The 18704-nt window shown below is 65.4% G+C and carries 22 protein-coding genes; 7 read left to right on the forward strand and 15 right to left on the reverse strand.

The window, feature by feature from the left end; all coding sequences use genetic code 11:
* Positions 1-2: 2 nt before the first annotated feature.
* Positions 3-605 (reverse strand): 3-isopropylmalate dehydratase small subunit, encoded by a 603-nt coding sequence (gene leuD / locus ACVIGA_RS22405; RefSeq protein WP_456668011.1) that lies wholly within the window; start codon positions 603-605, stop codon positions 3-5.
* Positions 606-791: 186 nt separating this feature from the next.
* A complete protein-coding gene (locus tag ACVIGA_RS22410; RefSeq protein ID WP_092121477.1) occupies positions 792-1190 on the reverse strand; it encodes a metallopeptidase family protein in 399 nt (132 codons plus the stop codon).
* A 114-nt stretch (positions 1191-1304) separates the two neighbouring features.
* Here ACVIGA_RS22410 and ACVIGA_RS22415 point away from each other — a divergent pair, with 114 nt between their 5' ends.
* Complete coding sequence (locus tag ACVIGA_RS22415; protein ID WP_456668012.1) at positions 1305-1631, forward strand: hypothetical protein; 327 nt, start codon at positions 1305-1307, stop codon at positions 1629-1631.
* 127 nt (positions 1632-1758) lie between these two features.
* Here the strand turns inward: ACVIGA_RS22415 and ACVIGA_RS22420 are convergent, their stop codons facing one another.
* Positions 1759-1980, reverse strand: a complete 222-nt coding sequence (locus ACVIGA_RS22420) for a hypothetical protein (RefSeq protein ID WP_456668013.1) — start codon at positions 1978-1980, stop codon at positions 1759-1761.
* A 318-nt stretch (positions 1981-2298) separates the two neighbouring features.
* Between ACVIGA_RS22420 and ACVIGA_RS22425 the strand changes: the two genes are divergently transcribed.
* Positions 2299-2535 (forward strand): hypothetical protein, encoded by a 237-nt coding sequence (locus ACVIGA_RS22425; protein ID WP_456668014.1) that lies wholly within the window; start codon positions 2299-2301, stop codon positions 2533-2535.
* A 130-nt stretch (positions 2536-2665) separates the two neighbouring features.
* Positions 2666-3016 (forward strand): hypothetical protein, encoded by a 351-nt coding sequence (locus tag ACVIGA_RS22430; protein ID WP_456668015.1) that lies wholly within the window; start codon positions 2666-2668, stop codon positions 3014-3016.
* 100 nt (positions 3017-3116) lie between these two features.
* Here ACVIGA_RS22430 and ACVIGA_RS22435 read toward each other — a convergent pair whose 3' ends face one another.
* The 3 genes from ACVIGA_RS22435 to leuC all read right to left on the reverse strand — a co-directional run bounded on the left by ACVIGA_RS22435 (position 3117) and on the right by leuC (position 6848).
* On the reverse strand, positions 3117-4814 hold the full coding sequence (locus ACVIGA_RS22435) for a methyl-accepting chemotaxis protein (RefSeq protein ID WP_456668016.1): 1698 nt from the start codon (positions 4812-4814) through the stop codon (positions 3117-3119).
* A gap of 310 nt (positions 4815-5124) precedes the next feature.
* Entirely contained in the window at positions 5125-5334 is a 210-nt protein-coding gene (locus ACVIGA_RS22440) for a hypothetical protein (protein WP_223977663.1), read from the reverse strand.
* Between the two features lie 107 nt (positions 5335-5441).
* Entirely contained in the window at positions 5442-6848 is a 1407-nt protein-coding gene (gene leuC / locus ACVIGA_RS22445) for a 3-isopropylmalate dehydratase large subunit (RefSeq protein ID WP_456668017.1), read from the reverse strand.
* A 28-nt stretch (positions 6849-6876) separates the two neighbouring features.
* On the opposite strand from leuC, the gene ACVIGA_RS22450 reads away from it, so the two are divergent.
* Positions 6877-7038: a hypothetical protein gene (locus tag ACVIGA_RS22450; protein ID WP_456668018.1), complete on the forward strand. Its 162-nt coding sequence runs from the start codon at positions 6877-6879 to the stop codon at positions 7036-7038.
* A 273-nt stretch (positions 7039-7311) separates the two neighbouring features.
* On the opposite strand, the gene rplS is transcribed toward ACVIGA_RS22450, so the two are convergent.
* From rplS to ACVIGA_RS22470, 4 genes are all read right to left on the reverse strand, one after another.
* The gene (gene rplS / locus ACVIGA_RS22455; protein WP_092126446.1) at positions 7312-7692 is read right to left on the reverse strand and encodes a 50S ribosomal protein L19; all 381 of its coding nucleotides are present in this window, start codon (positions 7690-7692) and stop codon (positions 7312-7314) included.
* 108 nt (positions 7693-7800) lie between these two features.
* Complete coding sequence (gene trmD, locus ACVIGA_RS22460; protein ID WP_456668019.1) at positions 7801-8562, reverse strand: tRNA (guanosine(37)-N1)-methyltransferase TrmD; 762 nt, start codon at positions 8560-8562, stop codon at positions 7801-7803.
* A 9-nt stretch (positions 8563-8571) separates the two neighbouring features.
* Positions 8572-9654, reverse strand: a complete 1083-nt coding sequence (locus ACVIGA_RS22465; protein ID WP_456668020.1) for a zinc-binding dehydrogenase — start codon at positions 9652-9654, stop codon at positions 8572-8574.
* Between the two features lie 132 nt (positions 9655-9786).
* Positions 9787-10986, reverse strand: a complete 1200-nt coding sequence (locus ACVIGA_RS22470) for an MFS transporter (RefSeq protein ID WP_456668021.1) — start codon at positions 10984-10986, stop codon at positions 9787-9789.
* Between the two features lie 171 nt (positions 10987-11157).
* Between ACVIGA_RS22470 and gcvA the strand changes: the two genes are divergently transcribed.
* A complete protein-coding gene (gene gcvA / locus ACVIGA_RS22475) occupies positions 11158-12069 on the forward strand; it encodes a transcriptional regulator GcvA (RefSeq protein WP_456668022.1) in 912 nt (303 codons plus the stop codon).
* A 15-nt stretch (positions 12070-12084) separates the two neighbouring features.
* Here the strand turns inward: gcvA and rimM are convergent, their stop codons facing one another.
* The 3 genes from rimM to ffh form a co-directional block, all read right to left on the reverse strand.
* A complete protein-coding gene (gene rimM, locus ACVIGA_RS22480) occupies positions 12085-12606 on the reverse strand; it encodes a ribosome maturation factor RimM (protein ID WP_456668023.1) in 522 nt (173 codons plus the stop codon).
* A gap of 17 nt (positions 12607-12623) precedes the next feature.
* Positions 12624-12956, reverse strand: coding sequence for a 30S ribosomal protein S16 (rpsP, locus tag ACVIGA_RS22485; RefSeq protein ID WP_050402543.1), 333 nt, complete (start codon positions 12954-12956; stop codon positions 12624-12626).
* Between the two features lie 85 nt (positions 12957-13041).
* On the reverse strand, positions 13042-14589 hold the full coding sequence (gene ffh, locus ACVIGA_RS22490; protein ID WP_375777971.1) for a signal recognition particle protein: 1548 nt from the start codon (positions 14587-14589) through the stop codon (positions 13042-13044).
* 377 nt (positions 14590-14966) lie between these two features.
* Between ffh and ACVIGA_RS22495 the strand changes: the two genes are divergently transcribed.
* Entirely contained in the window at positions 14967-16034 is a 1068-nt protein-coding gene (locus tag ACVIGA_RS22495) for an MBL fold metallo-hydrolase (RefSeq protein WP_456668024.1), read from the forward strand.
* Between the two features lie 160 nt (positions 16035-16194).
* Here the strand turns inward: ACVIGA_RS22495 and ACVIGA_RS22500 are convergent, their stop codons facing one another.
* Complete coding sequence (locus ACVIGA_RS22500; protein ID WP_456668025.1) at positions 16195-16923, reverse strand: SIMPL domain-containing protein; 729 nt, start codon at positions 16921-16923, stop codon at positions 16195-16197.
* A 5-nt stretch (positions 16924-16928) separates the two neighbouring features.
* Complete coding sequence (locus ACVIGA_RS22505) at positions 16929-17639, reverse strand: GyrI-like domain-containing protein (RefSeq protein ID WP_456668026.1); 711 nt, start codon at positions 17637-17639, stop codon at positions 16929-16931.
* 185 nt (positions 17640-17824) lie between these two features.
* On the opposite strand from ACVIGA_RS22505, the gene dapF reads away from it, so the two are divergent.
* Positions 17825-18700 (forward strand): diaminopimelate epimerase, encoded by an 876-nt coding sequence (gene dapF, locus ACVIGA_RS22510; RefSeq protein WP_456668027.1) that lies wholly within the window; start codon positions 17825-17827, stop codon positions 18698-18700.
* Positions 18701-18704: the final 4 nt, after the last annotated feature.

Here is an 18704-nt window from a genome sequence, read left to right on the forward strand (position 1 = left end):
CCTCAAGCCCAGGCGCGCTCCTTGAGCTTGGCCTCGTAGGTGTCGATCGACGCCTTCTTCTCCATCGTCAGGCCGATGTCGTCGAGGCCGTTGATCAGGCAGTGCTTGCGGAACGGATCGATCTCGAACTTCACCGTGCCGCCGTCGGGACCGCGGATCTCCTGGTTGGGGAGATCGATGGTTAGCGTCGCATTGGCGCCGCGCTCGGCATCGTCGAACAGCTTGTCGAGGTCCTCCTGCGACACGCGGATCGGCAGGATGCCGTTCTTGAAGCAGTTGTTGTAGAAGATGTCGCCGAACGAGGTCGAGATCACGCAGCGGATGCCGAAGTCGAGCAGCGCCCAGGGCGCGTGCTCGCGGCTCGAGCCGCAGCCGAAATTGTCGCCGGCGACCAGTACCTTCGCATTGCGATAGGCGGACTGGTTGAGGACGAAATCGGGGTTCTCGCTGCCGTCATCCTTGTAGCGCTGCTCGGAGAAAAGCCCCTTGCCAAGGCCGGTGCGCTTGATGGTCTTGAGGTACTGCTTCGGAATGATCATGTCGGTGTCGACATTGATGATCTTCAGCGGTGCCGCGACGCCTTCCAGCGTGGTGAACTTGTCCATCGTTGCTCTTCCCGGTCGAAAATGGGGGATACGGCCGGATGTTTATCGCGGATGCGACAGCGGTAAAAGGGCCATTTCTGCAAAGCTGGAGCCCCAGTTCCGATTGGATCGGCAACGGGGCTCCAGCTTCCTCGTTTTGACGCGTTTTCTTGACGCGAACCGGGGTCCACTTCGCTCGAAAACGCTTTATCCCGCATCGGCCTCAATTGCCTCCATATCGGCGTCGGAGAGGCCGAAATGGTGCCCAATCTCATGGATCAGGACGTGGCGGACGATGTGGCCGAGGGTTTCGTCGTGCTCCGCCCAGTAGTCCAGGATCGGCCGCCGGTAGAGCCAGACCAGGTTGGGGAGCCGGGCCACGTCGCCATGGCTCTGCTGCGGCAGGCCGATGCCGTGAAACAGGCCGAGCAGGTCGAACTCGCTTTCGGCCTGCATCTCGTCGAGCACCTCGTCGGTCGGGAAGTCGTCGACACGGATGATCAGGCCCTCGCAGAGGGCGCGGAACGTCGGAGGCAGGCGCTCGAAGATCTCATGCGCTACGGCCTCCATCTCGGCGAGCGAGGGGGCTTTTTCTGTGGTCCACATGACACTCCTTTAGCGCGAGTGCCTCAGGCGGCGCCAGCGCAGTTGACCTTGGCGGTGCAATGGGAGACCGTGCGGCCCAAGATTGAGGCTCAAGAATGGGGCTTGGGTGGCGTGATGAAACGGATCGTGGCGGCAACGCTGTTGGCGGTAGCAACCGGGCTTTCGCTCCCAGCGGGCGAGGCGCGGGCACAGAGCGCGGCGGCCGAAGCGCGCATTGGTGGGACAGCACCGGTCGTGCGCGAGCGGGTCGTCGAGCACCGCCGGCTCAGGCGGGTGCCGATCTACCGGTCGCGGCCCGATCATTGGGAACCGGATGTGATCCCGCGCTACAATCCCGGTCCGAACGCTGTGCGCGATTGCACCGCGACCTATGTGCAGGAGCACCGGCCCAGCGGCACCGTGATCACGCCGCGCATGAACTGCTTCTGGCGCCCGGGCTAAAGCGTCTTCGCGCGAAGCGGAAGCTAGAGCGTTTTCGAGCGAAGTGGACGCCGGTTCGCGTGAAGAAAACGCGTCAAGACAAGAATCTAGAACTTCGGTTTCTGATTCAATCAGAACCGAAAATGCTCTAGAGCAAACGTCGGCGCACTGCGCCGATCAGTCCGGCGGCGACGATCACTCCCACCGTTCCATAGACCGCGATCGCCATCAGCATTTGCGTGAGATGGCTTGCCGTTCCCATGCCGCCGCCCGGTCCTTGCGAGGCGAGCGCGACATCAACTGAAATCATGGAACCAGCCAGCGCTGCCGCGCCGAGCATGAACCATTTGCGCGAGCCATGTCGTGTCATCGGCGATCTCCTGCGCGAGGCTCCTCACAACATACGACCATCGTCTACGCCGGTTTTACGCACAGACATGAAAATTCCAGCGGCTGTGCCGGAACCTGCGCGCGCCAGCGGCATTCACCATCGTGGCGCAGTCATTCACATCCCATTCACGTCGTCCGCATTCTGCTTGCGATCTGCGTCGCGGCAACGGGGGTCGATTCGAATGCCGGCGCGTTTTCGAGCGAAGCGGATACCGGTTCGCATGAAGAAAACGCGTCAAGGCAAGAAGCTCTAGTCGTCGTTGCAAGACGTGACATCAAGGGATCAAGGAGAAGATTCATGAAGGTGATGAAAGTTCTGGGACTTGCGGCCGTCGGTGCCGTGCTGGTTTTGGCGGCGCCGGCCGAGCGCGCGAGCGCGATGTCGCTTGCGACTCCGGGCACTGCCGCAACGGTTCAGGACAACGCGAACCAGACGACCACCCAGGTACGCTGGGGCCATGGACATCACCGTGGCTGGGGTCGCGGACATCACCGTGGCTGGGGCTGGGGCCATCGTCGCCACTGGCGCCGCTGATCGCGCGGCGTATCAGCGCAGGTGAGACACAGGCCCGTGAGCAGCGGGCCTGTTGTCGTTCTCAGCCATCAAACCGGCAGATTCGCGCGCGCGAGATGACATCAATCGCAATCTGCAGGAGTTGATCATGATGAGATGGATCGGAGTTGCCGCGGTCGCCTGTGCATTCGCATTGACGGCGCCGGCATCGGCAACCGCCGCGGCGTCAGCCACGCCGCAGGCCGCGGCACAACAGCGGCAGGCGGGCAAGGCGACCGACTTCAGCGCGCAGCGCCATCATCGCCATTACCACCATCGCGATTACTATCGTCACCATTATCACCGCGGCTACCGGCCCTATTACCGGCCGTACTACCAGCCCTATTCCTATTACCGGCCGTACGGCTCCTATTATTATGGGCGGCCCTATTACTATCGGCCCTATCCATATGCCGTGCCGGCGCCGTTCACCTTTGGCTTCGGGTTCGGCCCGTTCTGGTGAGCTACGCAGCCGCGCTGTGCGCGGTTCTGCCAGGCAACGAGTAGGAGCGGCGCCGGCCGCCGGGCGCGCCGCCCTTTGCGGAGAGATGCTGCCTGTTCGGTCAAGCTGCGCGGATCTTGTCCAGGAATGTGGTGACGTTGCTGCGCAGCGTGGCCGACTGATGGCTGAGATCGTCGGCGGCCGTCAGCACCTGCGTGGCGGCTGATCCGGTTTCAGTGGCGGCCTCGTTGACGCTGCCGACATTCGCCGACACCTCACTGGTGCCGCGCGAAACCTCCTGGATATTCTTAGCGATGTCGCGGGTCGCGGCGCTCTGCTGCTCGACAGCGGCGGAGATTGCCGCCGCAATCTCGCTCATGCGCGCGATCGTGCCGCCGATCGTCCTGATCGCATCGACGGCCTGACCGGTTTCCTGCTGGATCGCCGCGATCTGGGACGAGATGTCTTCCGTAGCCTTGGCGGTCTGGGTGGCAAGCGCCTTCACTTCATTGGCGACGACCGCAAATCCCTTGCCGGATTCGCCCGCGCGGGCGGCTTCGATCGTTGCGTTCAGGGCCAGCAGATTGGTCTGCGACGCGATGCTCTGGATCAGTGACACCACTTCGCCGATCCGCTGCGCAGCTGCGGCAAGGCTCTCGATGGTTGCGTTGGTGCGATCGGTCTCGTCGACCGCGGCTCTTGCCGTCTGCGCCGCCTGCGTCACCTGGCGCGTGATCTCGCTGATCGAGGCGTGCAGCTCCTCGGTCGCGACCGCGACGGTCTGGACATTCGCCGATGCCTCGTTGGAAGCGGTCGCGACGAAGGTCGCCTGCCGGCTGGTTTCCTCCGCGGTCGCCGACATGCTGCCGGCAGTCGCGTGCATCTCGGTCGAGGCCGCGGTCAGGGCATTCAGCGCCTCCGAGATCTGATTGTCGAAGGTCGCGATGTGGCCTTCGACCGTGCGCTGCCGGGTCTCCTTGTGCAACTGCTCCTCGCGCTGCTCGGCTTCGAGACGGCGCGCCGTGATCGCGTTGTCCTTGAACACGCGCAGCGATTTGGCGAGGCCGCCGACCTCGTCACTCCTGTTGTCGCCGACGATCGCGATGTCGAGATCGCCCTCGGCGAGCTTCGTCATCTTCTCCGTCATGCGCGACAGCGGCTGCGCGATCTGGCTGAACGCGATCCAGGCCAGGAGTGCGAAAGCACAGAGCAGCCCGGCCGCGGCGCCGAACAACAGCAGGAGGCGGGTCTGGTCGGCGGTGGCGATGCCCCGGTCACGCGAGGCCTGCATGTCCTTCACATTGGCGGCGATCAGGCTGGCGACGGCCTCCATTGCGGTCTGGCGATGCTTGGCCGCGACATTTCGCGAGTAAGCGAAGGCATCCTCGAGCTTGCCCGCGGTCGCCAGCTCGAACACCCTGGCGCTTGCCTCGCGGCGGTCCTTGACGGCGCCGCGTAGCGTGTCGATCAGCTGGTGCTGTCCGGCGTCCGATGTGACGGACGCCAAACGGTCGACGGCGGCAAGCGTCGCATCCGTTGCCTTGTTGTAGGTTTCGATGTTGGAGGCGATCGCCTTGCTGTCCGAGGCAGAGAGGATGACATTCTTCTCGCTGACGGCTGCGCTGTTGAAATTGCTCTCCGCTTCGAGGCTGTACTGCACGCGGCGGGCGTTGCCATCCACGAGGCCGGAGGCGGTCACCGCCAACTGGCTGAGAGCCAGCGAGGCCTCTACGACGATGCCGATCGCGACCAGGGCGACGATGGCCGCGGGTACCGCGATCTTGGCAATGATGGGCAAATTCTGAAACTTGAGGGTCATTTCTGGTCCCACGAAAATGGCGCTGAGATCCATCGGCCCACCCGGCCGACGAGCCATGCGTGAGGACGCGATGCCACGGCTTGGCCTGCTGGCCGCGCCATGGAAACGGAAGAAGTCCTGAATTTTCTGATTGATTGTCGGTTAACCCTAGATGCCAACCCTTAGCAAAGAGTTCACGCGGTAACCGGCTGACGACATCGCAAAGTGCTTTGCCATCAGCACCGGCTGACGCAGTGATACCGGCTGTTGTTGTGCAGCGTGGTAAGGCCTGAAATGACAGCGGGCGCCTCACGGCGCCCGTTTTGTCAGGCTAATCCCAGTTCTTCAGCTTCCAGGGCTTTATCTTCCACGGCGTCAGGTTTTCCATCCGCCATTGCGTCCAGCGCTCCGGCGGCCAGTGGCTGAGGCGCGAGGTTTCCTTCACCTCGGGAAGCGGATCGATGATGCGTGGTGCGGCGCGACGGCGCTTCTGCCGTGTCGCCTCACTGATCATGTCGACGAATTCGTTCTTGTCGGCCACGTCTGGCTCCCCACGAAACTTGTGTTCGCGAGGAGCCAGTGTGCGTACGTCACGTTAACGAGCCGTTTCCACAACGACTCGAGCTTGAGACGAAAACCGCGCTTACCTCACCGCCAGTCGCGGATGTCGACGAAGTGGCCGGCGATCGCGGCGGCGGCAGCCATCGCGGGCGACACCAGATGGGTGCGGCCCTTGAAGCCCTGGCGGCCCTCGAAGTTGCGGTTCGAGGTCGAGGCGCATCGCTCTTCCGGCTTCAGCTTGTCCGGGTTCATGGCGAGGCACATCGAGCAACCCGGCTCACGCCATTCGAAGCCGGCCGCAATGAAAATCTTGTCGAGGCCTTCGGCCTCCGCCTGCTCCTTCACGATGCCCGAGCCCGGCACGATCATCGCGTTGACATTGGCGTTGACGGTCTTGCCCTCGGCGACCTTCGCCGCGGCGCGCAGGTCCTCGATGCGGCCGTTGGTGCAGGAGCCGATGAAGACGCGGTCGAGCTTGATGTCGGTGATCTTGGTGCCGGCGGCCAGGCCCATATATTTCAGCGCGCGGTGCTTGGAGAGCCGCTTCGCTTCATCCGCGATCTTGTCCGGATCGGGCACGAAGCCGGTCACCGAGATGACGTCCTCAGGGCTCGTGCCCCAGGTGACGATCGGCGGCAGTTTTGCAGCGTCCAGCCGCAGCTCGTGATCGAAATGCGCGCCCTCGTCGGAGCGCAGCGTCTCCCAGTAGCGCATCGCGGCATCCCAGGCCGCGCCTTTCGGCGCCTTCGGGCGATCGCGCAGGAAGTCGAACGCCTTCTGGTCGGGCGCAACCAGGCCGGCGCGCGCGCCGCCTTCGATCGACATGTTGCAGACCGTCATGCGGCCTTCCATCGAAAGCGCACGGATCGCCTCGCCGGCATATTCCAGCACATAGCCGGTGCCGCCGGCGGTGCCGATCTCGCCGATGATCGCCAGGATGATGTCCTTGCCGGTCACGCCGTCGGGCAATTTGCCGTCGACGATCGCGCGCATGTTCTTGGCCTTCTTCTGGATCAGCGTCTGCGTCGCCAGCACGTGCTCGACCTCGGAGGTGCCGATGCCGTGCGCGAGCGCGCCGAACGCGCCATGCGTCGAGGTGTGGCTGTCACCGCAGACGATGGTGGTGCCGGGCAGCGTAAAGCCTTGCTCCGGGCCGATGACGTGGACGATGCCCTGACGCTTGTCGAACTCGTTGTAATACTCGATGCCGAATTCCTTGGCGTTCTCCGCCATCACCCGCATCTGCTCGATGCTTTCCGGATCGGGGTTGGGCTTCGAGCGATCGGTGGTCGGGATGTTGTGGTCGACGACGGCGAGCGTCTTCTCGGGCGCGTGCACCTTGCGACCCGAAGCGCGCAGGCCTTCGAACGCCTGCGGCGAGGTCACCTCGTGCACCAGATGGCGATCGATATAGAGCAGGCAGGTGCCGTCCTCGGCCTCGTGGACCAGATGGTCGTTCCAGATCTTGTCGTACAGCGTGGTCGGTTTGGACATGAGCTTCAGCTCCAGAAGAAATTCAGTGGTGAATGGCGTCAAGCGCATCTCGGCGCGCGAGCAGGCGACAGCGTCCAGGCAGCGTTACGCTGCGCGCGTAAGCTCTGACGTTGCCGACGTCGCAAAGCGTCCGAAGAAGCGGCCGGGCAGCCGCGAGCGATCGTCGATCACGACGCGCTGGCAGGTCTGACTTGGGCAACACTGGCTTGCTTGATCCGGAACCATTCTAAATTTCTAACACAGGGCTCGTGGCCGCGACAATCGATCGATTGCGCGGGTGCCCCTGTCGTCATTGCCGGGCTCGACCCGGCAATCCATCCTCTTGAACGAGAGTGCTCATTTCGATGGATGCGCGGGCCTGATCCGCGCATGACAGTCGAGGCTGACCTTCCACATAGGTATGCCACAACAAAAAAGCGCGGGGCAGGCCCCGCGCTTTTGGTCACATCCCTTTCGGGGTGAATTACTCGCCGACGGCGGTCTGGCGGTCCTGCTTCTCGACGATGCGGGCCGACTTGCCGCGCAGGCTGCGCAGGTAATAGAGCTTGGCGCGACGCACCTTGCCGCGACGCACGACCTTGATCGAGTCGATCATCGGCGACATCACCGGGAAAACGCGCTCGACGCCCTCGCCGTACGAAATCTTGCGCACCGTGAAGCTCTCGTTGAGGCCGTGGCCGGAACGGCCGATGCAGACGCCTTCATAGGCCTGCACGCGGGTGCGTTCACCTTCGACCACCTTCACGTTGACGATGACGGTATCGCCGGGGCCGAATTCCGGAATCGTCTTGGTGGCGGCGAGCTTGTCGAACTGCTCTTTTTCGAGCTGCTGAATCAGGTTCATCGAAATCTCCATCGGCGGCGCGCCCAGCCTGTGCGGGCTGCGCAAACGTCCATCTATCCTGCGCGTGTGCGGATTAGGCCGTGCCTATAAGGCAAAGCGCAGGGTTTGTCACCCGTCTGTCGTGTTTTTTGTCCCTCGCCGGGCCGCTTTTTGGCCGGCCTTCCGGGCCCAGAGATCGGGCCGCCGGGCGGCCGTCAGGGCCTCGGACTGGGCCAGCCGCCAGGCCGCGACCTTGGCGTGATCGCCGGAAATCAGGATTTCGGGGATCTGGCGGCCCTCGAACTCCTGCGGACGGGTGTATTGGGGGTATTCCAGTAGTCCTTCGGAAAAGCTCTCCTCGGTTCCCGAGGCCAGCTTCCCCATCACCCCCGGCAGCAGGCGGACACAGGCGTCGATCAGCGCCATCGCCGCGATTTCGCCGCCGGACAGCACGTAATCGCCGATCGAGACCTCTTGGAGGCTCCGAGCCTCGATCACCCGTTGGTCGATGCCCTCGAAGCGGCCGCAGACGATCAGGGGGCCGGGCCCGGCCGCCAGCTCGGCGACGTTGGTCTGGGTCAATGGCCGCCCCCGCGGGCTCATCAGGAGCCGCGGCCGGTCAGGTGCGGCGCCAGCAGCATCGATCGCCGCTGCCAGCACGTCGGCCCGCAGCACCATGCCCGGGCCGCCGCCGGCCGGCGTGTCGTCGACGCTGCGGTGCTTGTCGGTCGCCGACGCCCTGATGTCGCGCGCCTCCAGCGCCCAGAGACCCGCGGCCAGCGCCTTGCCGGCCAAGCTCACGCCGAGCGGTCCCGGGAACATGTCCGGGAACAGGGTCAGCACGGTGGCGCGCCATGGGATCGCCTGGGATGGGGTCTCTTGCGATGTCATGGCCTCTGGTTACGGCACCACGGCCGCGAGGTCGAGGCTCTGCATCATGGCGGCCGCGTCCACCGCGCGGCGGAAGTCGGCGAGCTTGAAGGTCGCGACGTTGATCTTGCGCAGATCCAGCAGGCCTTCGGCAGCGAGGCCGGCGAGCTGGCCCGGCGCCGTGCGGTCGTACATGAACTGCCCGACCACTTCCCAGTCGTTGGCCAGCATCTCGCGGAACGACAGCTCGAGCGGCGTCTCGGCGCTGCCCATCAGCACCATCCGGCCGCCGCGCCGGAGCGCGCGCAGGGAGGACAGCGTGGTCGAGGTGCTCTTGGCGGCGCCGAGCAAATCGAGCGCGACATCGGCGCTGCCGCCGGCGGCGCGGCGGATGATCTGAAGATCGGCTGTGGCATCGCCGGTGACGACGGCGGGAATGACGCGCGGGCCGAATGCATCGCGCAACTGCTCGAGCGCGGCCTGCTTGCGTCCGACCGCAACGACGCGGCCCGCGCCCATCGCGACCGCGAGCATCACGCCGCCCGAGCCGAAATAGCCGGTCGCGCCGTTGACGATGATGGTCTGTCCGCCGCGCAAGCCGGTGCGCTGCAATCCGCCGAACGGCACGATCAGTTTGGCGAGCCCGATCAGCTCGGTCGCCGGTCTGTCGTCGAGATTGGCGAGTGGCGTGACGCAGGCGGCAGGCCAGTGCGCGATCTCGGCAAACACGCCGTCGCGCCAGCGCGCCTGCAACGCCAGCGCCTCCGGCGTTGTCACCGTGGCGGTGAGGCCGATCAGGATCTGTGGCGGATCGCGATCCGGCACGTCGCCGCGCAGATGCGGGCTGAGGAAAACGCGGTCGCCGCTCCGCACATGCGTGATGTTCTCGCCGGTGGCGACGACGCGCGCGATCGCGTTGGTGCCGGGCACGAACGGCATTGGCGGCAGGCTGTAGGGCAGCGCGCCCGACAAGAGCTTGTTGGTATACGACAGCACCATGCCGGCCTCGATCCGGACCACGACGCCATCGGGCGCGGGGCTCGGGGTTGCGACATCCTCGAAGCGAAGATCATTGTGGGCGTGCAGCCGCCAGGCCTTGTGCGTGCTTGTCATTGCGATGCTCCGTGAGACCATTGCTTAAGTAGCCCGGATGGAGCGAAGCGCAATCCGGGAATCGCGCCGGCAATGAGGAGCGATCCCAGATTTCCCTGCGCTTCATCCGGGCTACAGTAAGCTAATCAGGCGTCACGTCGCCGTTGGATCGTCGGCGAGATGCCGCGCCAGGGCGACTGCAAGCGGGCAAATCGCCAGCGCCGTGAGCGCAGTCGCTGCGGTCGCGAGCGTCGGACCGAGCGCGTCGCCAAGCAGGCCGTAGATAACGGGCGCGATCGCGCCCGATCCGATCGTCCCGGTATAGAACAGCGCGAAAGCACGCTCGGTCTGATGCGCCGGCGTCAGCTCGGGCACCGTGCCATAGAGCACCGAGGAGGTGCCGTTGAGCATCACGCCGAGCAGCGGCAGCAGCACGATGGCCGGCGCCAGCGGCAATACCAGCACCGCAAGGATCAGCGCCGCCGTGCCGCCTTCGGTGATCAGCACGGTGCGCAACGTGCCGACGCGCGCGCCGAGCCAGCCGCAGGTGAATTTCCCCGCGGCGCCGCCGATGAAGACCAGCGCCAGCGCGAGGCCGTTGGTCGGCAGCGAGGCGCCCTTGTCGCGCAACAGGAACGGCAGGAAGGTGAGAAAACCCATCCTGACCGCGGTGTCGAGGATTCCGATCGCGAGCAGCCAGTGAAAACCGCCGCGTGAGCTTGCGCGGCGCGACGCGGTGGCCATCTTGTGCTCCGCACCCTTGCCGACCGACGGCATCCAGAGCGCGATGCAGATCGCGACAAGCAGGCCTGCAAACGCGAGCACCAGCAGCGTGTGCCGCCACGACATGATCACGAGCAGGATCGAGGTCAGGGCCGGGATCGCCGCCTTGCCGAGATCGCCGGAGAAATTGTAGATGCCGAGCGGGCCGCGCGCTCCTGCGCCGTAGGCGCGAGATACTGCTGCTGATGCGATCGGATGCTGCGTGCTCGAACCCGCGCCGGAGAGTGCGAGCGCCAGGCCAAGCCCGATGACGCCGCCGGAGAATCCGGCGAACACATAGCCGAGCGCCGACAGCGCCGTGCCGGCGATCAGGATGATCTTGCCGTCGATCCGCTCCGCGAGGCGTCCGACCGGAATCTGTAAGCCGGCCATGGCGCCGGCGTAGAGCCCGCGCAGCAGCGCCAGCAGCCCGTAGCTCAGCGCGAACTCCGCCTGCCAGACCGGCAGCAGCACGTAGATCAGGTCGGTGTAGCCGTCATGGAGGGCGTGGTTGAGCCCGGTCACCGCCAGTGTGCGTGTCGCCTGGGTCTGGCCAGGACGGGATGTGCCGACTTCCATGGACATGCTCATCGCTGCCACCCAAAGCAAGAAAAACTAAAGATAGAGCGGCTGCGCATCGGAGGAGGCCTTCGAAAAGGAGAGGTATGTGAGTGGTTTGCTGCGCAATATGCGCCCGAACCGTCGCTGTCACAAATCAGTAATAATCGGATCATGCGTTAGAAAATCTGGTATTGAGAAGTCATGTTCGTCCCACGCCGCAGCCTGCCGCCGCTCAATGCCGTCCGCGCCTTCGAGGCCGCCGCGCGGCTCGGCAGCTTCAAGGAAGCCGCTGCCGAGCTCAGCGTGACCCATGGCGCCGTCAGCCAGCAGATCCGGCTGCTCGAGGAGTGGCTGGGCGCGCCAGCGCTGTTCCGGCGATCGGTGCGGCGCGTGGTGCTGACACCGGCGGGCGCGGCGCTGTTGGCCGAGTTCGCGCCGGCGCTTGACCGGATCTCAGCCGCCGTGCAGCAGCATCGCGCGCGGCGCGGCGACGCCGCGGTGGCGGTGCTGCGCGTCAACGCGCTGGCGACCTTCAGCCTGCGCTGGCTGCTGCCGCGAATGAGCCGGTTTCGCGCCGAGCATCCTGACATCGAAGTGCGCTTGAGCACGTCGAACGATCCGGTGGATGCACTGCCGGAATCATTCGACGTCGTGATCCGCGGTGGTCCGGATACGTTTCATGGCTTCTCGTCGCGCTTCCTGGTTTCGGAGCGGCGATTGCCGGTGTGCAGTCCGTCGCTGCTTGCGCAATTGCCGCTCGATGAGATCGCGGATCTCTCCCGGCATACGCTGCTGCATGTCACGTCGATGCCGCGGCTATGGCGCGACTGGCTGACCGAGGCCGGGCACTCCGCGCTGGAGCCGGCGGCCGCGCTGACCTTCGATCATTTCTATCTGACCATCCAGGCTGCGCTCGATGGTCTCGGCGTTGCGATGGGTCCGACCGCGCTGATTTCGGACGATCTCGCGGTCGGGCGTCTGGTGACGCCGTTCCCCGCGATCAGCCTGCCGGCGCGGAGCTACTTCGCGTATTTTCCGGCAGGCCGCAGCAACGATCCGCACAGCGCCGTGTTCTGCGACTGGCTCGAGCAGCAAGGCCGGATGACGGGTTGACGAAAAATGTTTTGATCAGGCTGCCGACGGACCGTCGCCGTCGACTTCCTGCGGCAGGTCGATCACGACGCGGCCACCGGCAAGATCGACTGTCGGCACCACGGCATTGGTGAAGGGCAGCAGCATCGTCGCGCCCTGCGGCGGGGCGATCTCGATGATATCGCCGGCGCCGAAATTATGGATCGCGATCACCTTGCCGAGCCGCTGATCTGTCGTCGTCACCGCGGCGAGCCCGATCAGGTCGGTGTGGTAATATTCGCCGTCGTCGGTTTCCGGCAGCCGGTCGCGCGGAACGTAGAGCTCGAGCCCGTTGAGCCGTTCGGCGTCATCGCGGCTGGCGACGCCCTTCAGCGTCACCACCAGATGGTCCTTGGCCTCGCGCGCATGCGTGACCTCGAACTGGCGCGTGCCGTCCTTAGTCATCAGCGGGCCGTAGTCCTTCACGGCCAGCGGATCTTCGGTAAAGGTCCACAGCCGGACGGCGCCGCGCACGCCATGCGCAGCGCCGATACGGGCGACACAGACCGGTGCAGTCACCGTGTCAGCCGTTCAGCTTAAGCCTTGGCGGCGGCTTCGGCCTGCGCCTTGCGCTCCTTGCGCGGCACGGCCTTTTCCGGGTTGTTGCGCGCGGCGCGCTTCACGACGCCGGCGGCGTCGAGGAAGCGGGTCACGCGATCCGACGGCTGCGCGCCCTTGGCGAGCCAGGCCTTCACCTTGTCCATGTCGAGCTTGAGGCGGGCCTCGTTGTCCTTCGGCAGCAGCGGGTTGAAGTGGCCGAGACGCTCGATGAAGCGGCCATCGCGCGGGAAGCGCGAGTCGGCGACGACGACGTGATAGACCGGACGCTTCTTGGTGCCTGCGCGAGCGAGGCGGATAACAACGGACATTTAGTTCTCCTTCAAAGGTCGATGTGTTCGATTGATTGGCATTCCGCGTCGCGCCGGCTGCGTGCGAGCCTTCGCGACGAATTCCTCATTTCTTCTTGCCCGGGAAACCGCCGAGGCCCGGCAGCATCGGCTTGCCGGAAAGGCCGGTCAGGCCCGGCACGTTCGGCAGGCCGCCGCGCAGCCCGGCCGGCAAATCCTTCGGCAGGCTGGGCAGACCGCCGCCGGCGCCGCCCTGCATCTTCTCGGCGAGCGCCTTCATCTCATCGGCCGAGGGCGGCTTCATGCCGCCGCCGAAACCCATCGCCTGCGCGATGCCGGCGAGCGGGCCGCGCTTGCCGCTTCCCATGGCCTTCATCATGTCAGCCATGTTCCGATGCATCTTCAGCAGCTTGTTGACCTGCTCGACGCTCTGGCCGGCGCCTGCCGCGATCCGCTTCTTGCGGCTCGCCTTCAGGATGTCCGGATTCTTGCGCTCCTGCCGCGTCATCGAATCGATCACCGCGACCTGACGCTTGATGATCTTGTCGTCGATGCCGGCCGCTGCGATCTGGTTCTTCATCTTGGCGATGCCGGGCATCATGCCCATCAGGCCGCCGATGCCGCCCATATTCGCCATCTGCTGCAGCTGTTCGCGCATGTCGTTGAGGTCGAACTGACCCTTGCGCATGCGCTCGGCAGTGCGCGCGGCCTTCTCGGCGTCGATGTTCGCCGCAGCCTTCTCGACCAGCGAGACGACGTCGCCCATGCCGAGGATGCGGCCGGCGATGCGGTTCGGATGGAAGTCTTCCAGCGCGTCGGTCTTCTCGCCGGTGCCGAGCAGCTTGATCGGCTTGCCGGTGACCGCGCGCATCGACAGCGCGGCGCCGCCGCGGCCGTCGCCGTCGACGCGTGTCAGCACGATGCCGGTGAGGCCGACGCGCTCGTCGAACGCGCGTGCGAGGTTGACCGCGTCCTGGCCGGTGAGGGAGTCCGCGACCAGCAGCACTTCATGCGGGCTGGCGGCGGCTTTGATCTCGGCCGCCTCCTTCATCATGTCTTCGTCGAGCGTGGTGCGGCCGGCGGTGTCGAGCAGCACCACGTCGTAACCGCCGAGCTTGCCGGCCTCTAACGCGCGCCGTGCGATCTGCGGCGGCATCTGGCCGGCGACGATCGGCAAGGTCGGAATGTCGAGGTCGCGGCCGAGCACCGCGAGCTGCTCCATCGCCGCCGGGCGGTAGACGTCGAGCGAGGCCATCAGCACCTTGCGCTTGTCGCGCTGGACCATGCGGCGCGCGAGCTTTGCGGTGGTGGTGGTCTTGCCGGAGCCTTGCAGACCGACCATCATGATCGGCACCGGCGGCACGGAATTGATGTCGATGGTCTGGCCGTCGGAGCCGAGCGTGGCGACCAGCTCGTCATGGACGATCTTCACCACCATCTGGCCCGGCGTCACCGACTTGACGACGGTGGCGCCGATCGCCTGCTCGCGGACCCGGTCGATGAAGCTGCGGACCACCTCGAGCGCGACGTCGGCTTCGAGCAGCGCGCGGCGCACCTCGCGCATCGCGGCATCGACGTCCTTTTCGGTCAGCGCACCGCGCCCCGTCAGACGATCGAGAATGCCACCAAGCCGTTCCGACAGATTGTCGAACAATGCCGTTGTCCTTCGTTGCGCCCGTGAGCGCGCTTCACTCGCTTCCGGTCATGACCCGCTCTCGCGGGTGATGACCACATAGTCCGCCTCGGCACCGTGCCAAGACGATGGTCCAAACACCTTTGCGCCCGAGGGCGCATCGCGCTGTCGGGCGTTGGCCTCTGGCCTCCAAGGCCAGTCGGCGGGTCGAAAAGACGGATCTTTCCGAGAAAGTCGCGGCGTTAAACGCTGCCGGGGCGGCAAAGTCAAGGAAAGTTTCGCCGCAATTGGCCTAGACTGAGCCATAAGGCATTGAAATCGCATCAATTTGCCACGCTGGTTCCGAATTCGGCATCGTCACCCATATAAACGGAGCCTGCCTCCTGTTGGGAACCCGCGTGCCCATCGTCACCCGCCGCCGCCTTCTTGCAACCTTGACCGGAGCCGCTGCCGCGATCGGCGTGCCCTCGATCTGGATGTCCCTGATGAAAACCTATGATGGCCCCGTCTCCGATCACTTCGACGGCCTGCACTTCTTCGATCCGGATGGCGCGCCGCCGAAATCGCTCGGCGAGGTGTTGCGCTGGCAGTTCGGGGGCAGGCGGCAGCGCGCGGTCTGGCCGGAATGGGCGCCGAGCCCCTATGCCGATACGCCGCCGCCGCGCGTCGATGGCGACAAGGTGCGGCTCTGCTTTGTCGGCCACGCCAGCTGGCTGATCCAGACCGGCGGCCTCAACATTCTGGTCGATCCGGTCTGGTCGATGCGGGCCTCGCCGTTCAGCTTCGCAGGTCCGAAGCGGCACAATGATCCCGGCGTCGCCTTCGAGAAGTTGCCCAGGATCGACGTCGTGCTGGTGTCGCACGGCCATTACGATCATCTCGATGTCGCGACGCTGTCGAATCTGACTGCGGCGTTTGCGCCCCGCGTGATCACGCCGCTCGGCAACGACGTCACGATGCGTGCCTCCGATGCCGCGATCAAGGCCGAGGCGTTCGACTGGCATCAGCGCGTCGAGCTCGGGGGCGGCGTTGCCGTGACGCTGGTGCCGACGCGGCACTGGTCGGCGCGCGGCTTGTTCGACCGCAATAAGGCGCTGTGGGCGAGCTTCGTGCTGGAGACGCCGGCCGGCAAGCTCTACATCGTCTGCGATTCCGGCTATGGCGACGGCCGGCATTTCCGCCGGGTTGCCGAGGCGCATGGCCCGCTGCGGCTCGCGATCCTGCCGATCGGCGCCTATGAGCCGCGCTGGTTCATGCAAGACCAGCACATGAACCCGGAAGACGCGGTGAAGGCGCTGGCCGATTGCGGGGCGACGCAAGCGCTGGCGCATCACCACGGTACGTTCCAGCTAACCGACGAAGCGATCGACGCACCCGCGATCGCACTCACTGAAGCGCTCGACGCGGCGAGAGTGCCGCGCGAGAGGTTTCTGACGCAGAAGCCGGGGCAGGTGTTCGAGATTTAGAAGGTGTTGGAGATTTAAGAGCCGTCGTCCCGGGCAAGCGAAGCGCGACCCGGGACCCATAACCACCGTCATCGTTTGTCTTGAGCGGCCGTGGCCACAGCGAATTCGAACGACTCGATCCTGTGGTTATGGGTCCCGGCCTTCGCCGGGACGACGGAGGTTACTTCTCCTTGATCGCCCAGGAGACGCTCACATTGACGGTCAGCGTTTCCTCGCCTTGCGCGACCGGCGTCGGGGCGGCGAAGCCTGCTGTGGCCATCTTGGCGCGGAACATCGGCACCGGCGCCGAGCCGACTTCCGAGATGTTCAAGGGCGCGCCGAGCGTGACGCCGGCGGCCTTGGCGTAGATCTCCGCCTTGCGCCGGGCGTCGGCGATCGCCCGCTCGCGTGCGTCGTCGAGCAGCTTCGAGGCCTGCGACACCGAGAAATTGAGCCCGCCGATATCATTGGCGCCGGCAGCCACCAGCACGTCGATGACACCCGCGACCTTGCTCACATCATGCAGCTTGATCGTGACGCGATTGCTCGCGTGGTAACCGACGATGCTGGGCGGCGCGTTCGGCGACGACGGCGGGCGGTTGGCGAATTGCGGCTGCAGCGACAGCCGCGAGGTCTGATAGTCCTTCTCCGCGATGCCGGCGCCCTTCAGCGCGGCCAACACCTTGCCCATCGTCACATTGTTGGCGTCGGTGGCCTCGCGTGCGGTCTTGCCGTCGGTCGTGACGCCGGCGTCGAGCTGCGCCTCGTCGGGCACCGCCGATACGGTCGCCTCGCCGGTGACCGAGATCGCCGGCGGAAAGTCGCTGTCGGCGAGTGCGGGCGCAGCCAGCAGCGTGGTCGCGATCAGGGTAGCAGCAAAGGGGAGGCCGAGGGGGAGGCGATAGGTCATCTGGCTCACTTCAGGGGTACGTAGACGTTGATCACAAGCTTGTCTTCGGCGGTCTTCAGCGGATCGGTGATGTATTCCTCGATAAAGGTGTCCTTGGCTTCGAGCTTCTTGTCGTCGAGGTGATTGGTGATCGCCTCATAGGTGTTGTCCATGTTGTCGTAGGACCCGCGGTGGACGAACTTCAGGGCCTTGCCGTCCGGCGAATTGCCCATGCTCATGTTCTTGCCGAGGTTCTTGACGTCCTGGTCGACCGGAATTTCGGCGATGAAGGTGAAGCCGGTGTCGTCGGTCGAGGTGTAGACGATCATCGGATTGCCAGCTGCCTTGACGCCGTCCTTGTCGAGCAGGGCGGTGAGTTGCTTGAACGCCTCGATCAGCGCGTCGAAGGCCGAATCCCAGTTGGCCGTGCCCTTCAGCATCACGACCTTCTTCGGTTCCAGCGTGAACGGCTCGCCGAAGGGGTCGGCGGTCTGCACCGGGGCGGCCGGCGGCGGCGTCGGGGACTGCGAAGCGGCCGGGCTGTCGGCGGGCGACTTGGTCTCGGCCGGCGGCGGCACCGGCGTTGCCGATGGCGCAGGCGCGGGAACGGGGCTCGGGCTTGCCGCCGGAGCGGGCGAGGCTGACGGCGATTGGGCAGGCGCCGGGCTTGCCAGGGCGATCGCGGCCAAAGGGAGCAGCGCGACCAGGGCCGCGCGGAGCGTGTTGATACGGTTCATTCGGTATTCTCCATCCCCTTCCTCAAACGGCCGCTCGATCTGTCCCGGCGCGCGCGGTCCTTGAGGCGCGATATTCCTAACACGCGAGTTCTGCATTCGTCCCATGACAGATGTGTCATAGGGCCATTCAGACTGGCCATCTGGCCACCACTCGCCATATAACCGGGCAGAATTTAGGAAAATCGATGAGCGCGCTCGCCAATCACGCATTCGCCAAGATGAACGGCATCGGCAACGAGATCGTCGTCGTCGACCTGCGCGATTCCAAAGCGCAGGTTTCGGCTGATGAGGCGCGCGCGGTGGCGTCGCCGGCCGGCGGCGTGCCCTATGACCAGCTGATGGTGCTGCAGCCGCCGCGGCTCGACGGCACCGAAGCGTTCATCTCGATCTACAACAATGACGGCTCGGAGGCCGGGGCCTGCGGCAACGGCATGCGCTGCGTGGTGCGGCGGATCTTCGAGAAGACCGGCCAGACCACGGCGACGTTCCAGACCCGCGCCGGCCTGCTCAATTGCTGGCAGGGGCCGGCGCCCGATCTCTACACCGTCGACATGGGCGCGCCGAAGTTCGGCTGGCAGGACATTCCGCTGGCTGAGGAATTTCGCGACACCCGCTACATCGAGCTGCAGGTCGGGCCGATCGACAATCCGGTGCTGCATTCGCCCTCGGTGGTCTCGATGGGCAACCCGCACGCGGTCTTCTGGGTCGACGACGTCAATGCCTACGACCTCGAACGTTTCGGGCCGCTGCTGGAAAACCATCCGATCTTCCCGGAGCGGGCCAACATCACGCTCGCCCATATCGTCGATCGCGACCACATCACGATCCGCACCTGGGAGCGCGGCGCCGGCCTCACCAGGGCCTGCGGCTCGGCGGCCTGTGCGACCGCGGTCGCGGCGGCGCGGCTGAAGCGGGCCAACCGGATTGTCGAGGTCACGCTGCCCGGCGGCAAGCTCGGCATCGAGTGGCGCGAGCGCGACGACCACGTGCTGATGACCGGCACCGCCGATTTCGAATATGAGGGCCGCTTCGATCCGGCGCTGTTCGCCAACGTCGCCTGATCAT

This window comes from Bradyrhizobium sp. USDA 3240, assembly GCF_054063295.1.

Coding starts and splice junctions, on each gene's coding strand:
- ACVIGA_RS22415 (WP_456668012.1), top strand. CDS start 1,305: ATGAAACGGATCGTGGCGGCAACGCTGTTGGCGGTAGCAACCGGGCTT.
- ACVIGA_RS22435 (WP_456668016.1), bottom strand. CDS start 4,814: ATGACCCTCAAGTTTCAGAATTTGCCCATCATTGCCAAGATCGCGGTA.
- ACVIGA_RS22410 (WP_092121477.1), bottom strand. CDS start 1,190: ATGTGGACCACAGAAAAAGCCCCCTCGCTCGCCGAGATGGAGGCCGTA.
- ACVIGA_RS22505 (WP_456668026.1), bottom strand. CDS start 17,639: ATGAACCGTATCAACACGCTCCGCGCGGCCCTGGTCGCGCTGCTCCCT.
- gcvA (WP_456668022.1), top strand. CDS start 11,158: ATGTTCGTCCCACGCCGCAGCCTGCCGCCGCTCAATGCCGTCCGCGCC.
- trmD (WP_456668019.1), bottom strand. CDS start 8,562: ATGACATCGCAAGAGACCCCATCCCAGGCGATCCCATGGCGCGCCACC.
- leuD (WP_456668011.1), bottom strand. CDS start 605: ATGGACAAGTTCACCACGCTGGAAGGCGTCGCGGCACCGCTGAAGATC.
- ACVIGA_RS22430 (WP_456668015.1), top strand. CDS start 2,666: ATGAGATGGATCGGAGTTGCCGCGGTCGCCTGTGCATTCGCATTGACG.
- ACVIGA_RS22420 (WP_456668013.1), bottom strand. CDS start 1,980: ATGACACGACATGGCTCGCGCAAATGGTTCATGCTCGGCGCGGCAGCG.
- dapF (WP_456668027.1), top strand. CDS start 17,825: ATGAGCGCGCTCGCCAATCACGCATTCGCCAAGATGAACGGCATCGGC.
- ACVIGA_RS22500 (WP_456668025.1), bottom strand. CDS start 16,923: ATGACCTATCGCCTCCCCCTCGGCCTCCCCTTTGCTGCTACCCTGATC.
- rpsP (WP_050402543.1), bottom strand. CDS start 12,956: ATGTCCGTTGTTATCCGCCTCGCTCGCGCAGGCACCAAGAAGCGTCCG.
- ACVIGA_RS22425 (WP_456668014.1), top strand. CDS start 2,299: ATGAAGGTGATGAAAGTTCTGGGACTTGCGGCCGTCGGTGCCGTGCTG.
- rplS (WP_092126446.1), bottom strand. CDS start 7,692: ATGAACCTGATTCAGCAGCTCGAAAAAGAGCAGTTCGACAAGCTCGCC.
- ACVIGA_RS22465 (WP_456668020.1), bottom strand. CDS start 9,654: ATGACAAGCACGCACAAGGCCTGGCGGCTGCACGCCCACAATGATCTT.
- leuC (WP_456668017.1), bottom strand. CDS start 6,848: ATGTCCAAACCGACCACGCTGTACGACAAGATCTGGAACGACCATCTG.
- ACVIGA_RS22470 (WP_456668021.1), bottom strand. CDS start 10,986: ATGAGCATGTCCATGGAAGTCGGCACATCCCGTCCTGGCCAGACCCAG.